This window comes from Marinobacter sp. NFXS11 (assembly GCF_040148675.1).
GTDB lineage: Bacteria > Pseudomonadota > Gammaproteobacteria > Pseudomonadales > Oleiphilaceae > Marinobacter.
On sequence record NZ_JAGDDV010000001.1, the window covers coordinates 909,479 to 925,876 of the forward strand.

A 16,398-nucleotide genomic window follows, 5' to 3' on the forward strand; every position below is an offset into this window, starting at 1 on the left:
CAGTTAGTTACTCCCGGCCTTTTTGGCCTCTTCCGCAGCCTTTTGGCGCTTGCGGACTTCTCTTGGGTCATTGTAAGCGCGGCCCGGTGTTACCGGGACGTCGACTGCCGGGGCGTCGGCAGGCGTGTCCTTGGCCGCTGCCTCCGGAGCGGAAGGCGCCTCTTCCCTCACTGGCTCTGAGGGTTTGGGCTCAGCCTTTTCGGGTTCGGCTTTCTTGGGCTCGGCCTTTTCGGTGCTGGCCTGCGCTGCTTCCGGCTGCTTTGGCTCCGGTTGAGCCTCGGGAGCTTTGCGCTCTGGTGCTGCCTTCTCCTCCGCTGGCTTTTCGGCCTTCTCGGGTTGTGGTGCCTCCTCCGGTTCTACCTTGGCGGCTGGAGCTTCCTTTGGCTTCGCCGGCTGCTTCTTCGCCCGAGGCGCTTGTTCACCGTCGGTCGTGGCCCTGGACTCCGGCTTTGGCCTCGGAGCTGCCTCTTTTTTCTCGGGAGCCAGGTCAGTCACCGGCTTTGGCTCATCAGTAGCCGCGGTGTTCCTGGCAGGCTCTTTGTCTGTGGCTACGCCTTGAGCCTGCTCGGCAACTTTTTCGCTCTTTTCCTCTGGCTTCTCCAGGGGTTCGGAGCTTTGTTCAGCCTTGGCCGGCTCGGCTTTTTCAGGCTTCGCTTGAACAGCTTCCTGCTTTTCAGTCGACCTGTCTGCAGCGGGTTTTGTTTCCGCTGCCGGTTTAACTTCCGGCTTGCTCTCTGACGGCGCTTTGTCTGCCGATGCCTTCTCGGGCTTCTGCTCTTTTGCCGGCTCTTTCTGAGCAGCTTCGGGTTTTGGTGCTTCGCTGGCCGCCGGCGCAGTCTCGGCCCTGGTTTCGGGCTTTTCAGGCGCCTTGTTGACGGTTTCCTTCGCCTGCTCGGCTTTCACTTCGGGCTTGGCATCGTCACGACCGTTTTCCGGCTGTGTATCCTTCTGATGCTTCTCGCTACGAGCGGCCTTTCGATCAGCCGGAGCGGACGCCGGAGATTCAGACGGAGAGCCGTCGCGGTTGCGCTGGCGACGTGGCTTTCTGCGCTTCTCTTCTGAACCGGTCTTGTCTGCTGGCCCGGACTTGGCTGCATCATCCTGCGGGCCCTGATCTTTCTGATCCTTCTGCTCGCGGTTATCCTTCTGGTCTCGCTGGGGCCTGTTGCGGCCGCGGCCCTGGTTGTCGCGACGGTTGTCACGGCGATTGTCAGAGCCTTTGTTATCGGCGCTCTTGCTGTCGCCTCCACGATTTTCCTGACCTTTGTTTTCGGGCTCCTGGCGATTCTGGTTGCCACGGTTCTGGTCGTCATTGCGGTTGCGCCCGCGGCCACGGTTGTCGTCACCGCGGCCCTGCTGGCCGCCCTGGCGACGGTCGTTGCCACTGCGGTTGCCACCTGCACGCGGGTCATCGCCCCGGGCTACCCGGGATTTGCGACGGTCCTGACGGCCCTGGTTGCGAAGATCTTCGCGCTGGCTCTGGCTCTGTTCGCGATTCTCGACCTTCTGCTCTTCCTCGCCACTGAAGAAACCAGCGATCTTGCGTCCGAGCCGCCGGAAGAGGCCTTCTTCCTGCTCGGCGGTTTCATCAGCCTTCGGTGCGGTTGGGGCAGGCGCGGGTGCGGGCGCGGGTGCGCTGGGCCGGATCGCTTTCACCGCAGCCTGTTCGCGTACCGGCTTCTCAGGGGTCGGGGCCTCAAAGATTTCTTCTTCACGCTCGCTGTATTCCTGGGCCACCTGATGGCTGGAAATGTGTTCGGGCGTTGTTTCATCCTGACGCATCCGGATGATTTCGAAATGCGGTGTCTCCATATGGGGAACCGGCACCACGACAACGCTCACTTCCTGGCGGGCCTCAATGTCGGCCAGCTGCTTGCGCTTTTCGTTGAGCAGGAAAGTGGCGACAGAAACCGGCACAACGGCTCGTACTTCCCCGGTCTTGTCTTTTGACGATTCCTCGTAGATCAGGCGCATGATGCTCAGGGCGAGGGACTCGATGCCACGAATGGTGCCCTGACCTTCACAGCGGGGGCACACTTCGCTGCGAGTCTCTCCCAGGGAGGGGCGCAGACGCTGACGGGACATTTCCAGCAGGCCGAAGCGGGAGATCTTGCCGACCTGAACCCGGGCCCGGTCGATTTCCAGGGCCTCACGCATCTTCTGCTCGACTTCCCGCTGGTGCTTGGCAGGCGTCATATCGATAAAGTCGATGACAATCAGTCCGCCCATGTCCCGCAGGCGCAGCTGGCGGGCGATTTCCTCTGCCGCTTCCAGGTTGGTCTGGAGCGCGGTTTCCTCGATATCCTGGCCTTTTGTGGCGCGGGAGGAGTTGATGTCGATGGAAACCAGGGCCTCGGTCGGGTCAATCACGATGGAGCCGCCCGAGGGTAGTTTCACTTCCCGCTGGAAGGCGGTCTCGATCTGGCCTTCGATCTGGTAGCGGCTGAACAGGGGAATTTCGTCCTTGTACAGCTTGATCTTGTTTTCGAAGGTGGGCATGACCGCACGAACGAAATTCAGCACGTCTTCATAGACGCCGTTGGCGTCAATCAGAACCTCGCCGATATCCTGGCGAAGGTAGTCACGAACCGCACGGATGATGACGTTGCTTTCCTGGTGAATCAGGAAGGGGGCCTTGCGCTCGCCGGCGGCCTGGGTGATGGCCTCCCAGAATTGCACCAGGTAGTCCAGATCCCACTGGAGTTCGTCAGTGGTACGGCCGATGCCGGCGGTACGAACGATGATGCCCATGGATTTCGGAACCTGGACATCGTTCATGGCTTCTTTGAGCTGCGCCCGCTCATCGCCCTCAATGCGACGGGAGATGCCGCCAGCACGGGGGTTGTTGGGCATGAGTACCAGGTAGCGACCCGCCAGGGAGATAAACGTGGTCAGGGCTGCGCCCTTGTTGCCACGCTCTTCCTTGTCTACCTGCACAATCACTTCCTGGCCTTCGGAAACAACGTCCTTGATGTTGATCTTGCCTTCGATCTGGCCGGGCGACTTCTTGAAGTATTCCTTGGAAATTTCCTTCAACGGCAGAAAGCCGTGGCGCTCGGCGCCGAAATCCACAAACGCGGCCTCAAGACTGGGCTCGACCCGGGTAATACGGCCCTTGTAGATGTTGGCTTTCTTCTGCTCGCGGGAGCTGGATTCGATATCAAGGTCGAACAGACGCTGGCCGTCAACCAGGGCGACGCGCAACTCTTCGGGATGAGTTGCATTGATAAGCATTCTTTTCATGGAAAGAAAGAGTTCCTGTCGTTTAATTTGACAGAAAACCGGAGGGGATCGCATCAGCGAAGCAGGATGTGCGTGCCGCGGGCCCTGTTACATCAAGGGCGGACCGGCGGCCAGACGAATCAGACCCTTCTGGGGTTTGATCCTTTCGGTCTGAGACCAACGCCGACGATCCGGCTGCCCGTGAGCAGGGAGAGGTCGTGTAAGGTTCGTGTCTGTTGACGCATGTTATCCGTTTTCAGGTTCACTCAGGTGCCTGGGTCTCACGTCGTATTCGTATGCTGGACGGCCCGGCCCTGGGTGGCAGTGATTCTTCGCGATGTCGCCCGCGGTTTTCCGCGCGGTTTTTCTCTCCCCCGGGTACAGGATGCAGCCTTTCGAAGATCTGTCCTGGTCCTCCGGGAGCATTTCTCTCGCCGTTCCCGGTAGTGATTGGGTGCACGGCGTTCAAACTCTCGAATAGTGTCGGTATACTTCTGCCGCTCCGGCTTCTGACTTGAGTTGGTCAGGCCGTAGACAAACGGCAAAGCACGCCGGAATATAACAGTATTCATGCAGCCGTTCAATCCTGCAGTCACTTCAGTAACCAAGGAACTTCATGTCTCGAAAGTCTGCGAGCAGAAAGCCAGCCCAACCTCGGCCCGAAAGGGCAAAAAAAACCAGCAGGGCGGGCAGTGAGAGTCAGGCTGTTCGTGGCGAAGTCCGTCAGGGCGTGCAGTGGGTTACTGTGGACGAAGACAACGATGGCCAGAGGGTGGATAACTTCCTTCTTGCCCAGCTTCGTGGTGTGCCCAAGAGCATTATTTATCGCGTCATCCGCAAGGGCGAGGTTCGGGTCAATAAAGGACGGGTCAAGCCGGATTCCCGGGTGAAAACTGGTGATCAGGTGCGAATCCCACCGATCACCCGAAAGGAAAAGCCGGATCAGGTGGCGCCCGGTTCCCGGGTTCAGGGCGTGATGGAATCAGCTGTTGTCTTCGAGAATGAGCAGATGCTGGTGGTCAACAAGCCGTCCGGTATCGCCGTACACGGCGGCAGCGGCCTGAGTTTCGGGTTGATCGAGGTGCTTCGTTCCGCTCGCCCAACGGCAAAGTTTCTGGAGCTCGTTCACCGTCTGGATCGGGATACGTCCGGACTGGTCATGGTGGCCAAGAAGCGGTCGGCACTGCGTTATCTTCAGGATGAGCTGCGGGAGAAGCGAATTCGCAAGCATTATCATGCGCTGGTCGCCGGCGACTGGTCAGCCAGCGTCGACCGGGTGGATGTGCCTCTGCTGCGCTACGAGATGCCCAATGGCGAGCGTCGGGTGAAAGTTGATGCCGCCGGCAAGGCCTCCCTGACGACGTTCCGCTGCCTTGAGCATTATGCGGGCTACAGCCTTGTCGAGGCGTCGCCAATTACCGGTCGCACGCACCAGATTCGCGTGCACAGCGCCTGGGCCGGTCATCCGATTGCGGGTGACGACAAGTATATGGATGATGTCAGCCTCAAGGCGTTCCGGTCCATTGGCGGGCAAAGGTTGATGCTGCACGCGCGGGCCCTGGAGTTTACCTTGCCGGTCTCGGGTGAGGCGATGCGCCTTGAAGCGCCTTACGACGATGCATTCAATGACGTGCTCAGGAAGCTTTCCGGGCGTCTCAAAGGAAACGATCAATGAACGTCAGAGTAGTAATTTTTGACTGGGACGGGACCCTGGTGGACTCGGTGGAGCATATTGCTGACAGCCTGCATCAGGCGGCAACCGAGCTTGGCTTTCCGGCCCTGGAGCGTGAGGCTTACCGGGATATTATCGGGCTTGGCATGGTCGAGGCATTGGAGAAGCTATATCCGGGCATCAGTCGGGAAGAGATGAACAGAATCCGCGACGGTTACGGGCGCTATTTCTTCAGTAAGACGACAACACCCCAAAACGTGTTCGAGGGAATGGCTGAGGTGGTCGCGGATCTGCGAGGATCCGGTCGCAGTTGTTCCGTTGCAACTGGCAAGAGTCGGCGCGGGCTGGACTTTGCCCTGGTTTCCAGCGGTCTTGGTGACCACTTCGAGATCACCCGTTGTGCCGATGAGACGCGCTCCAAGCCGGATCCTGCCATGCTCGAGGAGATTCTTCGTTTCTATCGTATTGGGCCTGAGGAGGCGGTGATGATTGGCGATACCCGATACGATCTTGAAATGGCCCGGCGTATCGGCATGCCTTCTATCGGCGTTGAGTGGGGTGTGCACAAGCGGGATGTGTTGGGTGATTATTCGCCCCGTGCCATTGTTGAATCCGTGCCAGATCTCCGACGGGTACTGGGGCTGTAAACAGACCGAATTTATATACGTTGCTGACAGGATGCGCACATGAGTGACTGGGAATCTGACAAGTCTGCCGAATGGGGTGACAAACCGGTGGAGCCTGGAAAGGAAAACAAGCCGTTTTTCGGGCGCAAGTCACCGAAGCTTCCGCCCGAGTCCGGACGTGACTGGAAGCTCATCGAAAAACTCGTCATGTCGCTGCAGTCTGAGCAGCGCAAGAGCCGGCGCTGGGGTATCTTTTTCAAGTTCCTGACGTTTGGTTACCTGATCGCCCTGCTGTTTTTGATCAAGTTTCCCCTGGGCGATTCACTGGAGGGTGTAACCGGCAAGCACACGGCTCTTGTAGAAATAAATGGTCCGATCGCTGCCGACGAACTGGCCAGTGCCGACAATATTGTAGGTTCTCTGCGAACAGCCTTCGAAGAGCCAAACTCGGTAGCGGTGATTCTGCGCATCAACAGCCCGGGTGGAAGCCCTGTTCAGTCCGGGTATGTTTACGATGAGATCAAGCGCCTGCGGGAGAAATATCCCGAGAAAAAGGTCTACGCCGTGATCTCGGACATCGGCGCCTCCGGGGCCTATTACATTGCTGCGGCAGCGGATGAAATCTACGCCAACCGGGCCAGCCTTGTCGGCTCGATTGGGGTGGTGGCTGGCGGTTTCGGGTTTACCGAGGTTATGGAGAAGATCGGCGTGGATCGCCGTCTCTATACGGCCGGTGAGAACAAGGCGTTCCTTGATCCGTTTTCGCCGGAGCAGGAAGAGGAAGTCACGTTCTGGCAGAGTGTTCTGGAAAACACTCACCAGCAGTTTATCGAAGCGGTCAAGCAAGGGCGTGGTGATCGCCTGGCGGATGATGAGCGCCTGTTCAGCGGGCTGGTCTGGAGTGGCGAGCAGGCCGTTGAACTTGGCCTGGCTGATGGGCTCGGCAGCGCATCACACGTTGCCCGGCAGATCATAGGCCAGGAGGAATTGGTGGACTACAGCCGTCGCAAATCGCCGTTCCAGGATATTGTTGATCAGCTTGGTGTCGCCTTTGGCGAGGGTTTCGCCAGTCAGCTGGTCGAGTCCCGGCTCGAGCTTCGGTAATGCCTTATGAGGCAGGCCGGTTTTCCAGCAGGGGATTCCGGCCCCATTGCCTAAACAGATTGTTCAGGGCAATAAGAGGGAGGCCCACCAGGCTGTTCGGGTCCCGGCCCTCAAGGGCCTCGAACAGAGTAATGCCGAGGCCTTCCATCTTGAAGCTGCCGGCGCAGTCGTAAGGTTTCTCCCGCAGTAAGTAGGCTTCTATCTCCTCATCAAGCAGTTCCCGGAACCTGACGTTAAACGGCTCGCAAAGGCTGGCGATTTTGCCGGAATCAGAGTCGAGCAGCGCCAGGCCTGAAAGAAACAGTACCCTGTGACCACTGCACTGGCGTAACTGTTCTGTCGCCATTTCGTGGTTGCCGGGCTTGCTCAGTACCGAGCCGTCGGGCAGGCAGGCGACCTGGTCCGAGCCGATGATCCAGTGGCCGGGGAACCGGTCCGCCAATTCGCGGGCCTTGCTCTCGGCGAGACGTGTCGCCAGGGCCTCTCCGGTCTCGCCTTGATGGGGTGATTCGTCGATATCCGGGCTGGCGCAGGTGAAAGGCAAGCCAAGCCGCTCCAGGAGCGCTCTCCGGTACGGTGATGAAGACGCCAGTAAAAGCGGTTTTGGGGGCATTGTTCGAGTCCTTTAAGTACCTGGCCGGTGCATCTGTTGTGCGATTATCGTAAATTACACCTATCTGCACTGGAACCCCCGTGAAAAAGCAACGAAGTCTTTGACAGCGGCCGGCTGCGCCCCTAAAATTGCGCGCCTATGTCAAACGCGTCCAACGCCGAGTTGCCCAAATCTGTTGATCCTTACCGGTTAGCGGAACATAACAGCACACTGGAGGGAGTGATTCCCATCAGCGGGCTTGGCCGTTTTCGGGAATCCGTTCTCGGGTTTTCGGAAGGCGCTGCGTGCCGGGTCAAACTGTCTTTTTTCATGGATGGTGAGCGTCGTCGCGTTGTTTCGGGCGAGCTGGCGGCCCCGGTTGATCTGGAGTGTCAGCGGTGCATGGGCGCCATGAGCGTGACTCTGGTCTCCGAGTTCAAGCTGGGTCTTGTTACCAGTGACGAGCAGGCGCAACAACTGCCGAAAGAACTCGAGCCGTTTTTGACCGATGATTTTACGGCGGACCTCTGGTCGATGGTGGAAGACGAGCTGTTGCTGGTTTTGCCACCTTTTCCGCTTCACGAACGGGACCAGTGTCCTGCCCGGGAAGATCTGGAAGCCTACGAGCCTGACAGCTCCGGGGCAGAGCCGGTGAGAAAGTCGGGTGAGAATCCGTTCAGTGTCCTGGCGGATCTCAAGAAGACGAAGACAAAGCATTAACCGGGCGTGGGTTGTCCCTCGGGAGACCGGCGCACATTTAACGAACAGACGTTACTTATTCAGCACTACAAGTTTACGTTAACAGGTCAGGAGCATAATCATGGCTGTACAGCAAAATCGTAAGACCCGTTCCAAGCGTGGCATGCGCCGTTCGCACGACGCCCTGAGCGCCGCTGCTCTGAGCACCGATGCGACTACTGGTGAAGTTCATCGTCGTCATCACGTGTCTCCGGACGGCTTCTACCGCGGCAAGCAGGTAATCGAAGCGCGCGACGAGTAATCTCGTTACCGCTATGCACCGCCCCGAATCGGATGGCAGAACGGTGAAGCCGGTCACCATCACGATTGACGCAATGAGTGGCGACCGCGGCGCTGCCGTCGTGGTTGCCGCATCGCTGCGGGCGGTGCGCGAAAACGAAGCCTTGAGCATCGTTCTGGTGGGAATCCGGAGCGAGCTTGAGGCTTTGTTGCGTGAGGGGCACGCCCGAATTCGCATTGTCGAGGCGGCCGACGTGGTTCGGATGAACGAGCGCCCGTCCCACGCCCTTCGCCACAAGAAAAACTCCTCTATGGCCATCGCCCTCAGCCTTGTTCGAGACGGCGAAGCGCAGGGCTGCGTCAGTGCCGGTAATACCGGTGCGTTGATGGCGTTCGGGCGCACCATCATCCGTATGTATCCGGGTATCGAGCGCCCGGCCATTGCCAAATTGATTCCCTCGCTTCGGGGGCGTTGTCACGTCCTTGATCTTGGCGCCAATGTCGACTCAACCGCCGAGAATCTCTACCAGTATGCCCTGATGGGATCCCTGATGGCCTCTGCGATCTGCAGCCAGGCTGAACCGAGGGTCGCTCTTCTGAACGTCGGTGAGGAAGAGATCAAGGGCAATGAGCAGGTCCGGCTGGCGTCTCATATGCTGGCCCAGTGCGATACCATCAACTACATCGGTTATGTGGAAGGTAGCGATCTGTTCCGGGACGTCGCTGATGTGGTCGTCTGTGATGGCTTTGTCGGCAATATTGCCCTGAAAACCGGCGAGGGTGTTGCCGGTCTGCTTATCGAACTGATGGAACAGGCCTTCACACGAAATCTCTACGGCCGACTGGTCGGTCTGCTGGCCCGTCCGATTATCGGTCGGCTTCTGCAGTTGATGGATCCTTCCAGGCACAACGGTGCCAGTTTGCTCGGCCTCCAGGGTGTGGTAATAAAAAGTCATGGCAACGCCAACGAGCGGGCCATGTTGTCGGCCATTCGGCAGGCCGTGCGGGAAGTTGAGCTGGAAGTGCCCCGCCGTATCAACGAGCGTCTTGACGATCTCATGCTTTGAGTGCCTGAGACTAAAGTCTGTCCCGGTTTGGCCACGCATTCGCGGATAATTGGCCGAACTTGTACTATTGGCTAATCTCACGTAACCACCCAATGACGATAAGATCCCGCTTATGAAATCAGCCTTTATTTTTCCAGGACAAGGGTCGCAATCGGTGGGCATGCTTTCGGCTGCCGCTGAAGCCTGGCCCATCATCGACAGAACCTTTTCCGAAGCCTCCAATGTCCTCGGCTACGACCTCTGGGATCTCTGCCAGAAAGGGCCGGCGGAGGAATTGAATAAAACCATGGTGACCCAGCCTGCGCTCCTGACGGCCAGTGTTGCCCTCTGGCGGCAATGGTTTGTTGCCGGCGGTGTTTCTCCCGATTTTCTCGCGGGTCACAGTCTGGGAGAGTACAGCGCCCTGGTGGCGGCAGAGAGCCTCGATTTTGTTGAAGCGGTCAAGCTGGTTCGCCTCCGTGGTGAGCTCATGCAGGACGCTGTGCCGGCCGGAGAAGGGAAGATGGCAGCCATCCTTGGTCTTGAGGATGACGACGTTGTGGCAGCCTGTCAGGATGCGGCACAGGGCGATGTGGTATCTGCGGTAAACTTCAATGCCCCTGGTCAGGTGGTTATTGCTGGCTCGGCTGCCGCAGTTGAACGGGCTATTGAAGCCTGCAAGGAAAAAGGCGCGAAGAAGGCCATGCCATTGCCTGTAAGCGTGCCATCCCATTGCGCACTTATGAAAGGCGCTGCGGAGGAGCTGGCGAAAGCGTTGGAGGATGTTCGCTTTAATGATGCTGTCATCCCGGTTATACAAAATGTTAACGCTGCCGCCGAGACCGAATCCGCTACACTGAAGGCCAACCTTCTCAAGCAACTTTATTCTCCGGTGCTCTGGACGGACTCTGTGCGTGCGCTCGTTTCCAATAATGTCGAAGTTGCAGTCGAGTGCGGCACTGGAAAAGTGTTGGCAGGGCTGGCCAAACGTATCGACCGGGCTTTGGCAGTTCACAGTATCGAAGACCCGGATTCGCTGGCGAAGGCGCTGGACGCTTTCGGTCAGTCCTGAAACGAAAGGGAGTTATTCATGTCTCTGGAAGGTAAAACCGCACTGGTCACCGGTGCTACCCGCGGTATTGGTCAGGCCATTGCCCGGGCGCTGGCCGCGCAGGGTGCCGAAGTTGTCGGAACAGCAACCAGTGAAGCCGGTGCAGAATCCATCACCAACGATCTCCAGTCGGCCGGTTACAAGGGTTACGGCATGGTCATGAACGTTGCAGACCCCGCCAGCATTGACGCCGGTCTGAAGGAGCTGACGGAAAAATCCGGGGCGCCCCTGATTCTGGTCAACAATGCCGGCATTACCCGTGATAACCTCCTGATGCGGTTGAAAGATGATGACTGGGCATCGGTTCTGGAAACCAACCTGTCCAGCGTCTACCGGACCAGCAAGGCGGTGCTTCGTGGTATGGCCAAGGCCAAATGGGGCCGGATTATCAATATCAGCTCCGTGGTTGCCGGTATGGGCAATGCGGGGCAGGGCAATTATTGCGCCGCCAAGGCCGGGGTTGAAGGGTTTACCCGAAGCCTGGCCAAGGAAATGTCGAACCGTGGTATCACTGCAAATTGCGTGGCTCCCGGATTTATTGACACGGATATGACAAAAAAACTGGACGACAAGCAGCGCGGGGCTATGCTGGAAATCATACCCGCGGGTCGTCTGGGTGAGCCGGAAGAAGTGGCAGCCGTGGTTGCCTTTCTGGCATCAGATGCAGCCGGATACGTGACGGGTGAAACCATCAACGTGAACGGCGGAATGTACATGGGATAAGCCCCTTTCGGGGTCTGTGCGCAACTCCTTGTCGCACAACATGTTTATCAGAATCCCTGCTTGTTTGCAGGTAGGGTTTAAACTAAACTGGCAGCACTAGAGTTGCTTGGTTGACACACAAAGTGAGGACATTATGAGTACAGTTGAAGAGCGCGTGAAGAAGATCGTTTGTGAACAGTTGGGCGTTAAAGAGTCCGAAGTTCAGAACTCATCTTCTTTTGTAGAGGATCTTGGCGCTGACTCACTGGACACCGTTGAGCTGGTTATGGCACTGGAAGAGGAATTTGAAACCGAGATTCCTGACGAGGAAGCCGAAAAGCTGACAAGTGTTCAGGACGCGATCGACTACATCGTCGCGCACACCTGATACTCTGCATTTAAGAAAGCCAGGCAAAAAGCCGTCCTTGTGAAACAGCGAGGGACGGCTTTTTTATTGGCCGAAAATCAGGTTCAATCGGCGTTCAGATTCATTCGGACAAGATCAGGTGCAACAGGTTATGGCTAAACGGCGAGTTGTCATCACAGGTATGGGCATGCTGTCTCCAGTCGGCAATAGCGTGGAGTCGTCCTGGCAAGGGATTCAGGCTGGGCGCAGCGGGATCGGTATGATCGACCGCTTTGACGCGTCTGCCTACAACACCAGAATTGGTGGGGCCATCCGGGATCTGGACATGGAATCCTACCTGTCCCCGAAGGATGCCAGAAAGCTTGATGCCTTTATCCATTATGGCCTGATTGCTGCGCAAAAGGCTGTGGACAGCAGTGGCCTGGAGTCGTTTGAGAAGCTTGATCGGGAGCGAGTGGGTATTGCAATCGGCTCCGGGATTGGCGGCCTTGAGTACATAGAGAAAAGCGTCCTGACCATGGACAAGTCGGGGCCCCGAAAGGTTTCCCCGTTTTTCGTGCCTGCTTCTGTTATCAACATGATCTCCGGCAATGCCGCGATTCGTTTCGGATACCGTGGCCCCAACATTGCGATCGTGACAGCCTGCACTACCGGCACCCACAACATTGGTTACGCGGCCCGCACGATTGCCTATGGCGACGCCGATGTCATGCTGGCAGGTGGCTCGGAAATGGCGACGACGCGTACCGGTATGGCTGCGTTTTCGGCTGCGCGGGCTCTGTCTACCCGTAACGATGAACCGGAAAAGGCCAGCCGTCCCTGGGATAAAGACCGGGACGGCTTTGTGCTCAGCGATGGCGCCGGTGTCGTTGTGCTTGAAGAGCTTGAACACGCAAAGGAGCGGGGCGCCACCATATACGGTGAAGTTGTCGGTTTTGGTATGAGCGACGACGCCCACCACATTACAGCGCCGCCCGAAGATGGCGAGGGCGCCGCCCGATCCATGGCGAACGCAGTTCGTGATGCTGGCCTTGAGCTGGAAGAAATCGACTACATCAACGCCCACGGCACCTCCACCCAGGTTGGTGACGTGGCCGAAGTGGCCGCAGTCCGTCGGGTATTCGGCGCGCATGCCGAAAAGCTGGCCATGAGCAGCACCAAGTCAATGACAGGGCACCTGCTTGGAGCTGCCGGTGCTGTGGAAGCGATCTTCTCGGTTCTGGCGATTCGGGATGGCGTCCTGCCGCCCACCATCAATCTGGACAATCCGGATGAGGGTTGCGACCTGGACCTCGTCGCACACACGAGCCGTCAGGCCGACGTGCGGGTAGCGCTATCTAACTCGTTCGGGTTCGGTGGCACCAATGGAACCCTGATTTTCCGTCGCTACGAAGGCTGACCCGCGCCGTGTTTCGTCTTTACTGGGCCGACGAAGGTGGCCTGCCCGCCAATGACCGGGGGCTGGCCTATGGAGACGGGTTGTTCGAAACCATTCGGATGTCCGGTCAGAAGGGGGTTCTGCTATCCCGACACCTGGAGCGAATGGCGCGCGATGCCGGCCGACTTGGTATCGAGGTGTCGCGGAAAGAGCTTGCCAGCGTTTGCGTCGAGGCGGCGCAGCGTTTTACTGATCGCTTCAAGGGCGACGGCTGGGTTCTGAAGCTGACCCTGACCCGCGGTAGTGGCGGCCGAGGATATCGCCCGGATCCGGGGATGGAGCCCAATTTGCTGGTTTCGGCATCGGCTTTGCCGCCGACACCGGATCCTGATGGTGTCGCGGTTGATTTCTCCAAGGTAACTCTCGCGGTTAATCCGTTATTGGCCGGGATCAAGTCGCTGAACCGGATGGAGCAGGTTCTGGCGGCCGCCGAGCTCGAACCATCCCTGTTCGAGGTCATCATGGCCGATCGTGATGGAAATCTGGTCGAAGGCACTCGTACCAACATCCTGCTCCGGCAGGCCGATGGATGGGTGACGCCCCCGGCTTCCAGTCTGGCGGTTGCCGGTGTTCTCAGGCAGTGGCTGCTGGAGCGTCTGAGGCAGAGAGGCGAGCCGGTAACAGAGCGCCCCGTCACTGTGCCCGATGTTCTGGGTCCGGATTGTCAGGGAATGTTTCTCCTGAACAGCGTTCTGGGCATTGTTCCGGTTCTCACTATTGCCGGCCATCATTTGCCTGCGGATAGCGGACTTGCGACAATCTTTAATCCTCTCGAAACACTGGAATAAATCGTTTGCTCAAGAAGTTATTGCTTGCGTGCGTTTGTGTCGCCGTCCTCGCCTCTGCGGGAACCGGGCTGTGGGTATGGCAGGGGCTACAAGGCTTGAAAAAGCCGGTGGTGCTTGAAGAACCGCTGCTATTTGACGTTCCCCAGGGCAGTTCATTCATTGAAGTCGTTGGTCGACTTGAAGCTGAGGGGTTGGTTTCAGACCGGCTCTGGCTGAGGTTATACGGTCGGCTAGAGCCCGAGCAGACGCGGATCAAGGCCGGCCAGTACGAGTTTCTTGATGGTATGAGCCCCAAAGACATGATCGGTGTCATGGTGTCGGGAGACACCAAGCACTGGTACGTTCAGTTTATCGAAGGCTGGACCTTCAGGGATATGCGAGCCGCTCTGGCGCAGGCCGAGCGACTTCAGAAAGTCACTGGCGAGTGGACCAGCGAGCAGGTCATGGCGGCTGTTGGAGCCGAGGGTGAGCATCCTGAAGGTCGATTCTTTCCCGATACCTACGCTTTTACCAGTAGCGAGTCCGATCTGGATTTGTTGAAGCGGGCCTTCAGCCGGATGGAGACAGTGCTGGCCGAGGAATGGGCGGCGCGAGAGGAAGGGCTGCCCTATGATAATCCCTACGAAGCCCTGATCATGGCATCAATTGTGGAACGCGAAACCGGTGCGCCCCATGAGCGGGAGCAGGTGGCAGGGGTATTCGTCCGTCGTTTGCAGAAGGGAATGCGACTGCAGACCGACCCCACGGTTATCTACGGTATGGGTGACAGCTATCAGGGCCGGATTGGGCGTAAGGACCTGCGCACGCACACGCCCTACAACACGTACCGAATCAATGGCTTACCTCCAACCCCCATCGCCCTGCCAGGCCGCGAAGCCATTCGTGCGGCCCTGCACCCGGATGACGGTGACGCCCTGTACTTCGTTGCCCGGGGGGATGGCACCCACAAATTCTCGCGCACGCTCGCGGAGCATCAGAAAGCCGTACGTGAGTTTCAGTTAAACAGGCGTGAAGACTACCGCTCTTCACCGGCGCCAAAAAACAGTGATTCTGATGAGGATGCCGGATGACAGTGCGAGGGCAGTTTATAACCTTCGAAGGCACGGAAGGGGTCGGCAAATCGACCCAGCTGACGAATGCAGCCGACACGCTCGCTAAACTGGGCGTCGATTATATCGTCACCCGTGAGCCGGGTGGCACGCCAATGGCTGAGGCTGTTCGCGAGCTTTTGCTGGCGCCCAGGGATGAACCGGTCAATGAAATCACAGAGTTGCTACTGATGTTCGCTGCCAGGGCCCAGCATCTGCATACCCGTATCCTGCCAGCGCTTGAGCAGGGCCAGTGGGTTTTATGCGATCGTTTCACCGATGCGACCTTTGCCTATCAGGGCGGTGGACGCGGTGTTCCGGAGGAGCGAATTGCCGTGCTTGAAACACTGGTTCAGGGTGATATCCGTCCAGATCATGTGATTGTCCTGGACGCCTCGGTGGACACCGGGATGGCCAGAGCTCGAAAGAGGGGCGACCTCGATCGTTTTGAACAGGAGGATATGGAATTCTTTCAGCGAATCAGGGAGACCTATCTCGCTCGCGCCATGGCCCAGCCCTCCAGGTATCACGTGGTTGACGCTGCACTCCCGCTGGCCGAGGTTTCCGGGCAGGTTTCGGGATTGTTGAGCCACTGGGTAAGAAGTTCAGAGGCTGACTGAAAACTGTGAGTTTTCCCCAGAGTTTCAGTTCCATTCGTGCACTTTCTGTAATGTTCTGCTTTAATTGAGGAACATTCTCAGTTAAACGCTGGCAGTTTTAATGGTTAACGCGAAACTTCTGAAGCTTCCCATGGCTGCGCACCAACACCGGCATGAACACCACCAGATTGTCATTGGAGTACGTGGCGAAGCCGAGTTGAGCGTCGATGGGGCCGGGGCTCAACTGGACACCTGGAGAGCTTACCTGGTGCCCACGGAAGCCCGCCACGATTATCGCGGTAACGACAAGAACCATGTTCTTGTGATCAATCTTGATCCGCTCACTCCGGCCGTCAACTCGCCAGCGCACGCCGAATACGAGCGCATGATGCGGGTTTTTGAAAAGCCGCGGACCCTGCAAATGGATAGCCGTTTGCACGGGCTGGTCCAGTTTGCGGCCGGCGAGTTCGACCGCGCGCCTGATCATATTACGCTCCAACAACACCTTGCTTCGAGCATTCTTTACTGCATGGCCGATCGTATCACCGAGGGCCGCTCGTTCTCCTCAAACCGGAATGCCATCAGCCCTGAGGCAGTCCGTCGTTATATCCTCAAGAATATCCACAAGAAGATCACCGTCGAAGATATGGCAGGAGAGGCATGCCTGAGTGTTAGCCGTTTCCATGAGGTATTCAGAGAATTAGCTGGCATAACGCCCCACCAGTTCCTGTTACAGACACGCCTCGATCAGGCCGCCACCCTCCTTACTACAACGACCCTTACGGTGTCTGAAATCAGTTACCGAACCGGTTTCTCATCTCAAAGTGCACTGACAAATGCACTGCGTAAATACAAAGGGACTACGCCTTCACGACTGCAGGTTGGCGATCGAGTGGCCTGATTTGGCGTGTCGGTTTCCCAGTCCCGTAGGATTGTGCAAAAGAATCGTAGGATTTCGTAAGCCCGGAATCCGTACTAATACTAAGTTATAGCGACTGAGCCCCGGTCTCATGCATTTGTGCGGGGCGCGAGTCGCAAACCTTCTTTGTGTGCTCAGGTTCAGGA

The 16,398-nt window shown here is 57.9% G+C and carries 16 protein-coding genes; 14 read left to right on the top strand and 2 right to left on the bottom strand.

What is annotated here, in order from left to right; all coding sequences use genetic code 11:
* Positions 1 to 3: 3 nt before the first annotated feature.
* Positions 4 to 3,243: a ribonuclease E gene (gene rne / locus J3362_RS04315; RefSeq protein WP_349518279.1), complete on the bottom strand. Its 3,240-nt coding sequence runs from the start codon at positions 3,241 to 3,243 to the stop codon at positions 4 to 6.
* Between the two features lie 595 nt (positions 3,244 to 3,838).
* Between rne and rluC the strand changes: the two genes are divergently transcribed.
* The 3 genes from rluC to J3362_RS04330 are packed head-to-tail and all read left to right on the top strand — an operon-like array spanning position 3,839 to position 6,624.
* Positions 3,839 to 4,897 (top strand): 23S rRNA pseudouridine(955/2504/2580) synthase RluC, encoded by a 1,059-nt coding sequence (gene rluC / locus J3362_RS04320; protein ID WP_349518280.1) that lies wholly within the window; start codon positions 3,839 to 3,841, stop codon positions 4,895 to 4,897.
* Positions 4,894 to 5,541: an HAD family hydrolase gene (locus J3362_RS04325; RefSeq protein ID WP_349518281.1), complete on the top strand. Its 648-nt coding sequence runs from the start codon at positions 4,894 to 4,896 to the stop codon at positions 5,539 to 5,541. Before rluC ends, J3362_RS04325 begins: the two co-directional genes overlap by 4 nt.
* 39 nt (positions 5,542 to 5,580) lie before the next feature.
* Positions 5,581 to 6,624 carry a S49 family peptidase gene (locus J3362_RS04330; RefSeq protein WP_349518282.1) on the top strand — a complete coding sequence of 348 codons (1,044 nt, stop codon included), beginning with the start codon at positions 5,581 to 5,583 and terminating at the stop codon, positions 6,622 to 6,624.
* A 4-nt stretch (positions 6,625 to 6,628) separates the two neighbouring features.
* On the opposite strand, the gene J3362_RS04335 is transcribed toward J3362_RS04330, so the two are convergent.
* On the bottom strand, positions 6,629 to 7,237 hold the full coding sequence (locus J3362_RS04335) for a Maf family protein (RefSeq protein WP_349518283.1): 609 nt from the start codon (positions 7,235 to 7,237) through the stop codon (positions 6,629 to 6,631).
* A gap of 138 nt (positions 7,238 to 7,375) precedes the next feature.
* On the opposite strand from J3362_RS04335, the gene J3362_RS04340 reads away from it, so the two are divergent.
* The 11 genes from J3362_RS04340 (at position 7,376) to J3362_RS04390 (ending at position 16,234) form a co-directional block, all read left to right on the top strand.
* Positions 7,376 to 7,936, top strand: coding sequence for a YceD family protein (locus J3362_RS04340; protein ID WP_349518284.1), 561 nt, complete (start codon positions 7,376 to 7,378; stop codon positions 7,934 to 7,936).
* Between the two features lie 100 nt (positions 7,937 to 8,036).
* Complete coding sequence (rpmF, locus tag J3362_RS04345; protein ID WP_008174968.1) at positions 8,037 to 8,216, top strand: 50S ribosomal protein L32; 180 nt, start codon at positions 8,037 to 8,039, stop codon at positions 8,214 to 8,216.
* Between the two features lie 43 nt (positions 8,217 to 8,259).
* Positions 8,260 to 9,261 carry a phosphate acyltransferase PlsX gene (gene plsX / locus J3362_RS04350; protein ID WP_014577545.1) on the top strand — a complete coding sequence of 334 codons (1,002 nt, stop codon included), beginning with the start codon at positions 8,260 to 8,262 and terminating at the stop codon, positions 9,259 to 9,261.
* Positions 9,262 to 9,373: 112 nt separating this feature from the next.
* A complete protein-coding gene (gene fabD / locus J3362_RS04355) occupies positions 9,374 to 10,312 on the top strand; it encodes an ACP S-malonyltransferase (RefSeq protein ID WP_349518285.1) in 939 nt (312 codons plus the stop codon).
* An 18-nt stretch (positions 10,313 to 10,330) separates the two neighbouring features.
* Entirely contained in the window at positions 10,331 to 11,074 is a 744-nt protein-coding gene (gene fabG / locus J3362_RS04360) for a 3-oxoacyl-ACP reductase FabG (RefSeq protein ID WP_349518286.1), read from the top strand.
* Between the two features lie 133 nt (positions 11,075 to 11,207).
* Entirely contained in the window at positions 11,208 to 11,441 is a 234-nt protein-coding gene (gene acpP, locus J3362_RS04365) for an acyl carrier protein (RefSeq protein WP_008174976.1), read from the top strand.
* A 130-nt stretch (positions 11,442 to 11,571) separates the two neighbouring features.
* Complete coding sequence (fabF, locus tag J3362_RS04370) at positions 11,572 to 12,819, top strand: beta-ketoacyl-ACP synthase II (protein ID WP_349518287.1); 1,248 nt, start codon at positions 11,572 to 11,574, stop codon at positions 12,817 to 12,819.
* Positions 12,820 to 12,827: 8 nt separating this feature from the next.
* Positions 12,828 to 13,646, top strand: coding sequence for an aminodeoxychorismate lyase (pabC, locus tag J3362_RS04375; RefSeq protein WP_349518288.1), 819 nt, complete (start codon positions 12,828 to 12,830; stop codon positions 13,644 to 13,646).
* Between the two features lie 5 nt (positions 13,647 to 13,651).
* Complete coding sequence (mltG, locus tag J3362_RS04380) at positions 13,652 to 14,716, top strand: endolytic transglycosylase MltG (RefSeq protein ID WP_349518289.1); 1,065 nt, start codon at positions 13,652 to 13,654, stop codon at positions 14,714 to 14,716.
* Complete coding sequence (gene tmk, locus J3362_RS04385) at positions 14,713 to 15,354, top strand: dTMP kinase (protein WP_349518290.1); 642 nt, start codon at positions 14,713 to 14,715, stop codon at positions 15,352 to 15,354. The genes mltG and tmk overlap by 4 nt, the downstream gene beginning before the upstream one ends.
* Positions 15,355 to 15,454: 100 nt before the next feature.
* Positions 15,455 to 16,234, top strand: coding sequence for an AraC family transcriptional regulator (locus J3362_RS04390; RefSeq protein WP_349518291.1), 780 nt, complete (start codon positions 15,455 to 15,457; stop codon positions 16,232 to 16,234).
* Positions 16,235 to 16,398: the final 164 nt, after the last annotated feature.